An 8,432-nucleotide genomic window follows, 5' to 3' on the forward strand; every position below is an offset into this window, starting at 1 on the left:
TTGATGGCCTATGGCCGCGAGGTGGTGGGTTTGACCGAGCAGTACTGGTGTCCGATCAAGCATGCCCGCCGGGTTTTGCATGCCCATCCTTACTACCATGGCTTTGTGGATTACGGCGATGCGGCCCATTACCGTGAACAGTTGGCGCAATTGCGGCAACAGCTTCAGGCCATGTCTTCGGGGCAGGATCAGGGACCGCTGTCACAGCCTGGACAGCCCGAGCCACCCAGCCTGTCTACAGTCGAAGGCATGAAAACTTTCAATACTTTGGCCGATTTGGCCGCTTGTGTCGGCCAGGATGTCGCGGCTTCTGAATGGATCGAGATCACGCAGGAGCAGGTCAATCAGTTTGCACAGGCAACGGGTGACCACCAGTGGATTCATGTCGATGTCGAGCGGGCCAAACAAGGCCCGTTTGGTGCGCCGATTGCCCATGGCTTTTTGACCTTGTCGCTGCTGTCCCAGTTTTTTGACAAGACCATCGTGGTGACCGAGGCGCGCATGGGGGTCAATTACGGCCTGAACAAGGTGCGTTTCATGGCCCCAGTGCCAGTGGGTAGCCGCTTGCGGGCACATTTGCATTTGCATTCGGCCACGCCTTTGGAGGGCAATGGCCTGCAGCTGCAGTGGAATGTCTCGATCCAGCGAGAGGGCAGTGACAAGCCCGTTTGCGTGGCCGAATCCCTGGTGCGCCTTTACGCCTGATGGCTGGATGGGGCCAAACTGGCCTCGCCAAAACCGTTTTGCCGCCAGGCTTCAAAGACGGTCACGGCCACGGCGTTGGACAGGTTGAGGCTGCGCTGACCTTCGCGCATGGGCAGTTTGATGCGCTGGTTCAGCGGAAATTGTTCGCGCAGTTCTGGAGCCAAGCCCCGGGTTTCGGCGCCAAAGATCAGCCAATCTCCAGGCTCAAAGGCCACGGTGTGAGCCGCTTTGCTGCCCTTGGTGGTCAGTGCAAACATCCGGTCTGCGGCGGGGCGTTCGCTGTCCAGAAAGGCGGGCCAGTCGGCATGGCGACGCAAGGCGGCGTATTCGTGGTAATCGAGTCCGGCGCGTCGCATGTGCTTGTCGTCCATGGAAAAACCCAGCGGTTCGATCAAATGCAGTGTGCAGCCGGTGTTCGCCGCCAGGCGGATGACGTTGCCCGTGTTGGGGGGGATTTCGGGTTCGACGAGGACGATATGGAACATGGCCCGTATTGTGCCTTGGGGTCTGAGGGGGCGAGGCCCGAGAGTTAGGCGGAGCTTCAGCCTTCGCTGTCAGCTTCGGTGCGGGCCAGCACAATGGCGCTGACGTGGGTGGCACCCCCTTGCCGCAGCACCCGCGCCGCGGTGTACAGCGAGGCCCCGCTGGTCATCACGTCATCGATCAAAACCACCCGTTTGCCACGGATGTCATGGGCTCGCAAAGGTTCGATTGCAAAAGCGCCTTGCAGGTTACTCAGACGCTCTGCTCTGGGCAAGCTGCGCTGGGCCGGCGTGTTGCGGGTGCGCAGCAGCAAGTGGGCATCGGTTTTTTCGGGGCAGAGTTTGTTCGCCAGCAGCAAGGCTTGGTTGTAGCCCCGCTCTGCGAGCCGTTGGGCAGATAAGGGTACAGGAAGCACCCAGTCAGCAGCCTCCAGCGTGTCCTCTACCCATGGGGCGCTCATCATCAGGGTAGCCAACGGTCCAGCCCAGCCCGGTTGCTGGTGAAATTTGAGATGGGCAATCAAATCGCGCCATGGCCAGGCATAGGAAGTGGCGCAAAGGCAGGCATCCAATGGAGGGGGCGACTTCAGGCACGCGCCGCACATGTCGACCATCTGCGTGGGCATGGGCAATGCACAAGTTCTGCAGCGATGAAGTGGTGGGGCAAAACGACTGATGCAGGTGTCACACAAAGGGGCATGCGGCCAACTGCGGCACACCGCGCAGCGGCTCGGTAACCAGGCCCAGGCACTGTCTGGCCTGCGCAAGGCCAACAATGGGTTTTCTCCTTTGAATAACTTGGACCACATGAAATCAATATACTGCCGCCACCCCCTGACGACAAGCCTGCTTCAATCTACCCAGTGCGTGAGCAGCGTGTTGTATTTTCAAAGCTTTTGACCCTTTGGCCATGTCTGTATCTGATCGCCCCCCTTCACTTGATCCTGTTGCCGCGGCCCGTTGGGCGGCATTCCCTGATCCGGTGATGGCATCGCCTTGGCTGCACGAGGAGGTGGCTGCACGCATGCAAGAGCGGCTTGATTTCATCAAGTTGACGCCTGCGCAATGGGTTCATTGGGAACCCTTGCGTGGTGGTATGAAGGCCCATAAGGACTTGCAGCAGCGGTATCCCAACGCGAAAGACTTGATCCAATGCGAACATCCTGCTCAGGCGCGCGCAGTTAAAAAGTCACTGCTAAGGCCTTGGTGGCATCCCTTGCGCTGGTGGGGATCACAGGCTCAGGTGGGCTTGCCGCCGGACGGACAATCCCAGATGTTGTGGGCCAACATGCATTTACACACCTGCGCTCACCCCCAAAAACTGATCGAAGTTTGGTATCGAACACTCGCAGTAGACGGATTTTTGATGTTTTCATGTTTGGGTCCAGACACTTTGCGGGAATTGCGCGATGCCTATGCCCAACGAGGCTGGCACGCGCCAGCGCAGGAGTTCACAGACATGCACGATTGGGGAGACATGTTGGTGCAAACGGGTTTTTCAGAGCCTGTGATGGACATGGAGCGAATAACCCTGACCTTTGAAACGCCCGAGAAATTGCTGGCAGAGTTGCGTGGCTTGGGGCGCAACTTGAGTGTGAAGCGCTTTGAGGGCTTGCGCGGCCGCCTTTGGTATCAGCAGCTTTCAGAGGTTTTGATGACTTTGGCCAAGCCTGAGACGGGTGGGCGTTTGTCATTGACTTTCGAGATCGTCTATGGTCATGCCATCAAGCCGCCAATTCGCATGAAGGTCACACCGCATACGGAAATTGGTTTGGGTCAAATGCGTCAAATGCTGCGTGGTCAGTCGCATATCTCCGACAAAGTTTGAGATGAATCAAAACCCCTTCGTAACTCAGGTAAAATCCGGCCGGATTTGGCCTCAGAGTATGCTGAAAAGCCCGTTAGCTTAGTGAAAGTTGACACGTGTCAAATACCATCTACCAGTTCGCACAAGAGTCTGGATCCGTTATTCAATGGCAGCTTCGGCGCAATTGCTCGATAACCCCATCCCAGTTGGCGTGGTTGTATCTTTCGCTGTGCTTGGTCTCTTTGGGTATCGGAGGATTTTTCTGGTTTCAGGGTGCTACTTTGGTATTGGTTTTTGCGGGGTTTGAAGTTGTAGTTGTGGGTGTAGCATTTTTGGTCTACGCCAGACATGCAACCGACGGTGAGTGGATTTCACTGCATGGCTCAAAGCTTGTGGTGGAAAGAGAGTTCGCCGGACGCATGGAGCGAGCAGAATTTGTTCGTCAATGGGTGCGAGTCGAGCCTAAATCTGGCGACCACAGTCTGATTGAGTTATCAGGCCAGGGGCGTTCAATGGAGGTGGGGCGTTTTGTACGCCCCGAAATGCGCCAATTGTTGGCGCGAGAAATCAGAAAGGCATTGCGCTCCGCGTGATGCTTAGGGGTAAACGGGGCTTGGCCCGGTTTGCCTGAGGTGTGAGTTCAACAGAGTCTTGGAAGTTAGTGAGAACCATGAAGAATATTTCCAATCAATTGGCTTCGCAGTTGTCCCGTGCGGGCATTTTTGCGGGTGCCTGGATGGCCACTGCAGCCTATGCGGTCAATGATTTGCCGGGCGGCCCTGCTGTCAATCAGCTGAATTTGCATCCGCCAGTGACCAAGATCGCCGTAGAGCAGCAATGGCTGCACTGGTTCATGCTGATCATTTGCACGGTCATTTTCATTGCCGTGTTTGCGGTCATGTTCTACTCCATCTGGAAGCACCGCAAATCGGTCGGCCACAAGCCCGCCACCTTCACTGAATCCATCACGGTGGAAGTGATTTGGACGGCAGTGCCCTTCCTGATCGTGATCTTGATGGCGCTCCCTGCTACCAAGGTGCTGGTGGCCCAAAAAGACACCACCAATGCCGATCTGACCATCAAGGCCACGGGTTACCAGTGGAAGTGGGGCTACGACTACATCAAGGGTGAGGGCGAAGGCCTGAGCTACATTTCCACTTTGGATTCCGGCCAGCGTGCCATGTCCGATGCAGGCAAGCCGGAAGGCGACAACTACCTGCTCAAAGTGGACAACCCCTTGGTGGTTCCTGTGGGTCAAAAAGTGCGCGTGATCACCACCGCCAACGATGTGATCCACGCTTTTGCGGTGCCCGCTTTCGGCATCAAACAAGACGCGATCCCAGGTTTCGTGCGCGACACCTGGTTCCGTGCTGAAAAAACCGGTGACTTTTACGGCCAGTGCCAAGAGCTCTGCGGCAAAGAGCATGCTTACATGCCCATCCACGTGAAAGTGCTTTCCGCAGAAGACTATGCCGCTTGGGTTCAGGTCGAGAAGAAAAAGCAAGCAGCCAAAGCCGATGATCCGGCCAAAGTCTGGGCTTTGGACGATTTGTCCAAGCGTGGTGAAAAGGTTTACGCTGCCAACTGTGCAGCCTGCCACCAAGCCAACGGCAAAGGTGCGGGCGCCATCAAGGCAGTGGACGGCTCTGCGGTGGTGCTTGATGCCGACAAGTCCAAGCAAATCGCGGTGATGTTGAATGGTCAAAACAACGGTGCCATGCCTGCATGGAAGCAGTTGTCCGACACCGAAATCGCTGCTGTCATCACGTACACCAAAAACAACTGGTCCAACAAGACCGGGCAAATCGTGCAACCGGCTGAAGTTCTGGCCGCTCGCAAATAAGCCGTACCGTATACAAATCAAAGGAAATCAAGATGAGTGCCGTTCTAGACCATCACGATCACGCCCATGACGACCACGGTCACGCGCCTGCGGGCTGGCGTCGTTGGGTGTATGCCACCAACCACAAAGACATTGGTACCCTGTACCTGTTGTTCAGCTTTGCCATGCTCATGATTGGTGGTGTCTTGGCGCTGGGTATCCGCGCTGAGCTGTTCCAGCCTGGCTTGCAAATTGTGAACCCTGAGTTGTTCAACCAATTCACCACCATGCACGGCATCATCATGGTGTTTGGCGCGATCATGCCGGCCTTCGTGGGCTTCGCGAACTGGATGCTGCCGCTCCAAATCGGCGCTTCCGACATGGCCTTTGCCCGCATGAACAACTTCAGCTTCTGGCTGATGATTCCTGCGGCTCTGATGCTGGTCGGTTCATTCTTCATGCCTGGCGGCGCACCTGCAGCTGGTTGGACTTTGTACGCCCCATTGACCCTCCAAATGGGCCCCTCCATGGACGCTGGTATTTTTGCCATGCACATCCTGGGTGCCTCGTCCATCATGGGTTCGATCAACATCATCGTGACCATCCTGAACATGCGCGCTCCCGGCATGACCTTGATGAAGATGCCCATGTTCGCCTGGACATGGTTGATCACCGCTTATTTGCTGATCGCGGTGATGCCTGTGTTGGCTGGCGCGATCACCATGACCCTGACAGACCGCCACTTTGGCACCAGCTTCTTCAACCCCGCTGGTGGTGGTGACCCGGTCATGTACCAGCACATCTTCTGGTTCTTCGGTCACCCTGAGGTGTACATCATGATCTTGCCGGCCTTCGGCATCATCAGCCAGATCGTGCCTGCCTTCGCCCGCAAGAAGTTGTTCGGTTACGCCTCCATGGTGTACGCCACATCGTCCATCGCCATCCTGTCCTTCATCGTGTGGGCGCACCACATGTTCACGACCGGTATGCCGGTCACAGGTCAGTTGTTCTTCATGTACGCCACGATGCTGATCGCCGTGCCGACCGCTGTGAAGATCTTCAACTGGATTGCCACCATGTGGCGCGGCTCGATGACCTTTGAAACCCCCATGCTGTTTGCTGTGGGCTTCATTTTCGTGTTCACCATGGGTGGTTTCACCGGCCTGATTCTGGCCATGGCCCCGATCGACATTCAGTTGCAGGACACCTATTACGTGGTGGCCCACTTCCACTACGTGCTGGTGGCGGGTTCTCTGTTTGCACTGTTCGCAGGCGTTTACTACTGGATTCCCAAGTGGACCGGTGTGATGTACAGCGAAACACGCGGCAAGATCCACTTCTGGTGGTCGCTGATTTCCTTCAACATCACCTTCTTCCCGATGCACTTCCTGGGTCTGGCAGGCATGCCCCGTCGCTACGCCGACTACCCCATGCAGTTCACCGACTTCAACATGATCGCTTCGGTGGGTGCCTTCTTCTTCGGTTTTGCCCAGGTCTATTTCTTCTTGTTCATCGTCTTGCCTGCCATGATGGGCAAAGGCGAGAAGGCGCCTCAGAAGCCTTGGGAAGGTGCTGAAGGCCTCGAGTGGGAAGTGCCTTCGCCTGCCCCATTCCATACCTTTGAAAACCCACCCAAGCTGGACGCCACCGCGACCCGCGTAATTGGTTGATTGCCATGGCCATGACACCCGAACAAAGAAAAAGCAATGTGCGCCTGGGCCTGATCCTGGCCTCGGTGGCACTTGCTGTGCTGCTCGGGTTTGTGGCCAAGTTGTTGATCCTCAACCCCTGAAAGAGCGTGATGAACCTGCGCGGTGAAAACCTGAAGATGGTGGGCAAACTGGCGGTGGTGACCGCGGGCATGTTCTGCTTCGGTTATGCGCTGGTGCCTATTTACAAGGCGATTTGCGAAATCACAGGCATCAACATCCTGTCAATTTCCGAGACACAGGTCCCGGGCAATGCCAAGGCTGGCAAAGCCGCTGAGGTTTTGCGCAACAGCCAGGTCGATACCACCCGCACCATCACCGTCGAGTTCGACGCCAATGTGCGTGGCCCTTGGGAGTTCAAGCCCGAGAGGCGCTCCATGCAGGTGCACCCTGGCGAACTCAGCACTGTGATGTACGAGTTCCAGAATGTACAAAATCGCCGCATGGCTGCTCAAGCCATTCCCAGCTATGCACCACGCAATGCGGCCAACCATTTCAACAAGCTCGAGTGTTTCTGTTTCAACCAGTACACCCTGGAGCCCGGCGAGAAAAAATCCTGGCCCGTCGCCTTTGTGATCGACCCTAAGTTGTCCAAAGACGTGACCACCATCACGCTGTCCTACACCTTCTTTGAGGTGGGCGGCAAGACGCCAGCCGCCCCGACAGCGCCTTTGGCGGCTGTGGTCCAGCCCTTGCCGGTCAAGACAGGTTGGGGATCATGACCACGCCTGAGATGCCCGTGTCCAAAACGTCCTGGTTGCGCACCATTCAGGCCGTTCTTTGGTCCTTTGTCGGCCTCCGAAAGAATGCCGACTACCAACAAGACCTTGAAAAGCTCAACCCGTTTCACATCATCGGTGTGGCCATTGTTGCGGCATTGTTGTTTGTTCTGGGGCTGATGGCCCTGGTCAACTGGGTCGTGGTTCAGCCCACAGGCCTTTAACCGCCAAAAAATAAGATTTCGATAGAAGAGAGAGCAGGAGTCCCCATGAGTTCAGCAGCACACGGCAGCACGCCTTACTACTATGTTCCGCACGAGTCACGCCACCCGGTCATGTCGGCCATTGGCTTGTTCTTCGTCATCCTGGGCGCAGGCCAATGGATCAACGGCGTCGAATGGGGCATGTATTGCCTGTTCTTCGGTATGGCCTGGTGGTTGATCGTCTTGTACCAGTGGTTCTCTGAGGCCGTGCACGAAAGTGAGACCGGCATGTACGGTCGCAAAATCGACTTGTCCTACCGTTGGAGCATGACCTGGTTCATCTTCTCTGAGGTGATGTTCTTTGGCGCTTTCTTCACCGCACTGTGGTGGGCCCGTTCACATTCGATTCCTGCGCTCGGTAGCCTGGACAACGCATTGCTTTGGCCTGACTTCAAAGCCGCATGGCCCAGCGTGGTGCCCGGTGCGACCACTTCACCAGCTGGTTTCGTCGAGCCCTTTCAAACCATGGGACCCTTCTGGTTGCCTACCATCAACACCGCGTTGTTGTTGACATCTGGCGTGACTTTGACCATTGCGCACCATGCACTGCAAGTGGGCAATCGCAGCAAAACCATCATGTACATGTGGATGACGGTGATTTTGGGTTTGATTTTCTTGTTCGTTCAAGGTTATGAGTACGCCCATGCTTGGGGTGACTTGAACCTCAAGTTGTCATCCGGTATTTATGGCTCCACCTTCTACATGCTGACCGGCTTTCACGGCTTTCACGTGTTCGTGGGCATGTTGATGCTTTTGTTCATCACCTTGCGTTTGCAAAAAGGTCACTTCACCAAAGACCGACATTTTGGTTTTGAAGGTGCGGCTTGGTACTGGCACTTCGTGGACGTGGTCTGGCTGGGTTTGTACATCCTCGTGTATTGGATGTAAGCCAGCCCTTGGCCCCAACAAAAAAGCGCCCAAGGGC

General features: G+C 56.1%; 11 protein-coding genes. 9 read left to right on the top strand and 2 right to left on the bottom strand.

Features of this window, described 5'->3' with window-relative positions; translation table 11 throughout:
* Positions 1-249: 249 nt before the first annotated feature.
* Positions 250-705, top strand: coding sequence for a MaoC family dehydratase (locus H663_RS37220; RefSeq protein ID WP_053171644.1), 456 nt, complete (start codon positions 250-252; stop codon positions 703-705).
* Here H663_RS37220 and trmL read toward each other — a convergent pair.
* Positions 696-1,190: a tRNA (uridine(34)/cytosine(34)/5-carboxymethylaminomethyluridine(34)-2'-O)-methyltransferase TrmL gene (trmL, locus tag H663_RS37225; RefSeq protein ID WP_053170928.1), complete on the bottom strand. Its 495-nt coding sequence runs from the start codon at positions 1,188-1,190 to the stop codon at positions 696-698. The two genes, H663_RS37220 and trmL, sit on opposite strands and share 10 nt — an antisense overlap.
* A gap of 56 nt (positions 1,191-1,246) precedes the next feature.
* Positions 1,247-1,996, bottom strand: coding sequence for a ComF family protein (locus H663_RS37230; protein WP_053170926.1), 750 nt, complete (start codon positions 1,994-1,996; stop codon positions 1,247-1,249).
* 101 nt (positions 1,997-2,097) lie between these two features.
* On the opposite strand from H663_RS37230, the gene H663_RS37235 reads away from it, so the two are divergent.
* From H663_RS37235 to H663_RS37265, 8 genes are all read left to right on the top strand, one after another.
* On the top strand, positions 2,098-3,015 hold the full coding sequence (locus tag H663_RS37235) for a hypothetical protein (RefSeq protein WP_053170923.1): 918 nt from the start codon (positions 2,098-2,100) through the stop codon (positions 3,013-3,015).
* Between the two features lie 95 nt (positions 3,016-3,110).
* Positions 3,111-3,587: a DUF2244 domain-containing protein gene (locus H663_RS37240; protein WP_053170921.1), complete on the top strand. Its 477-nt coding sequence runs from the start codon at positions 3,111-3,113 to the stop codon at positions 3,585-3,587.
* A gap of 77 nt (positions 3,588-3,664) precedes the next feature.
* A complete protein-coding gene (gene coxB / locus H663_RS37245) occupies positions 3,665-4,837 on the top strand; it encodes a cytochrome c oxidase subunit II (RefSeq protein WP_053170919.1) in 1,173 nt (390 codons plus the stop codon).
* Positions 4,838-4,869: 32 nt separating this feature from the next.
* Positions 4,870-6,486 carry a cytochrome c oxidase subunit I gene (gene ctaD / locus H663_RS37250; protein WP_053170916.1) on the top strand — a complete coding sequence of 539 codons (1,617 nt, stop codon included), beginning with the start codon at positions 4,870-4,872 and terminating at the stop codon, positions 6,484-6,486.
* Between the two features lie 5 nt (positions 6,487-6,491).
* Positions 6,492-6,608 (top strand): cytochrome oxidase small assembly protein, encoded by a 117-nt coding sequence (locus H663_RS42250; RefSeq protein ID WP_420844065.1) that lies wholly within the window; start codon positions 6,492-6,494, stop codon positions 6,606-6,608.
* A 9-nt stretch (positions 6,609-6,617) separates the two neighbouring features.
* On the top strand, positions 6,618-7,247 hold the full coding sequence (locus H663_RS37255) for a cytochrome c oxidase assembly protein (protein ID WP_053170913.1): 630 nt from the start codon (positions 6,618-6,620) through the stop codon (positions 7,245-7,247).
* Positions 7,244-7,468, top strand: a complete 225-nt coding sequence (locus H663_RS37260; protein WP_053170910.1) for a DUF2970 domain-containing protein — start codon at positions 7,244-7,246, stop codon at positions 7,466-7,468. The genes H663_RS37255 and H663_RS37260 overlap by 4 nt, the downstream gene beginning before the upstream one ends.
* A gap of 45 nt (positions 7,469-7,513) precedes the next feature.
* Positions 7,514-8,395: a cytochrome c oxidase subunit 3 gene (locus tag H663_RS37265; protein ID WP_053170907.1), complete on the top strand. Its 882-nt coding sequence runs from the start codon at positions 7,514-7,516 to the stop codon at positions 8,393-8,395.
* Positions 8,396-8,432 lie beyond the last annotated feature (37 nt).

This window comes from Limnohabitans planktonicus II-D5 (assembly GCF_001270065.2).
GTDB classification, from domain to species: Bacteria; Pseudomonadota; Gammaproteobacteria; order Burkholderiales; family Burkholderiaceae_C; genus Limnohabitans_A; species Limnohabitans_A planktonicus.